Source organism: Dysgonomonas sp. GY617 (assembly GCF_015233815.1).
Taxonomy (GTDB): Bacteria; Bacteroidota; Bacteroidia; order Bacteroidales; family Dysgonomonadaceae; genus Dysgonomonas_A.
Map to the genome: position 1 here is coordinate 160,015 of NZ_JADCLR010000002.1, position 1,374 is coordinate 161,388.

The 1,374-nt window shown below is 39.5% G+C and carries 1 pseudogene; it reads left to right on the forward strand.

Annotated elements, in window-relative coordinates:
* A pseudogene (locus tag IR022_RS04315) lies at window positions 1-1,374 on the forward strand (PKD-like domain-containing protein); the annotation flags it as partial.

Below are 1,374 nucleotides of genomic sequence, written 5' to 3' on the forward strand. Positions count from 1 at the left end.
GCCACTAATGCTACCGCTAATCCCATTACAGCAACTATTCGAGTAACACCAACTGCTAATGGTTGTGTTGGAACTTATAAAGAGTATACCATTACGGTCAATCCTACGCCTACTGTAAGTACCGTTTTAAACAATCTAACTTACTGTAATAGCTCAAGTTCACCAGCTATAACCTTAGCCAGTGCAACAACGGGTACAACTTATGCATGGACAAACACTAATGCTGCAATTGGTTTAGCTGCCAGTGGTACAGGAAATATTCCAGCGTTTACTGCCACTAATACTACCGCTAATCCCATTACAGCAACTATTCGAGTAACACCAACTGCTAATGGTTGTGTTGGAACTTATAAAGAGTATACTATTACGGTACGTCCGGTAGTTGTTGTAGGAACTATAACCGGTAATCCTTACGCTTGTGAGGGAGATGTTCCTCAAATAATCAAAGGAATTGCAACTATTGGAGGCACAGGTACATTTACTTACCAATGGCAGCAAAGTATCAATAATACTACATGGACAAATATAAGTGGTGCAACAGGACTAGACTATACACCTGGAGTTTTAACTCAAAGTACTTATTTTAAAAGAATCTCAATTGATGCTAATTGTGGCTCCTTTGAAAGTAATTCTTTCTTGATTACTAAAGTTGCAGCAGGTGTTAAGTTTACATGGAAATCTACTGCTATTGATAATAACTGGAATAATCCGGCTAACTGGACTAATACGGGTGGTTTAGTTGATGCGGTACCTACTAAATGTAGCGATGTTCATATTCCAAGTGTTTCAAATAAATATCCATCATTGGATGCCCATACAGACCGTACAATCTATGGCGATCCTGTTACCGATAAGATTGTCTTCCATTTTGGCAGCGAACTGTCTTATCCTCACAAACTAACCTATAATAAAGCATTTATTCAATATAATTGGGGATACTATGCCGGAGGTTCTAACGAACAGCCAGGCAGTAACGCAGAAGGTCCTGCAAGTAAAATGATAACCCGAGACAGATGGTACATGCTTGCAGCTCCATTAAAGAAGATGGCTTCCGGCGACTTTGCTCTAGGCGGTTACCCAATAACCTGGCAGTCATTATATAATGCACCACATCCATCAACCGGAGCACTAGTAGAAGGCGATTTCAGCACACCCTTTTCCTCTAATGATATAGACCTTTCAACAAAAAATAATGCCTTAGCAGTTAAAGTAGCCTGTTATAATTCTAACATAGGTTATAATGATCAACGCCACCTAGAAGGCCTACAAGGTATATTAGAGATTCCCTACTTTGAAAATAGTACAATGGCAGATTATCACCCCGGACATGTTTACAATAAGATCCGCAAAGAAAGCCGTTTCTACTATTTTGAC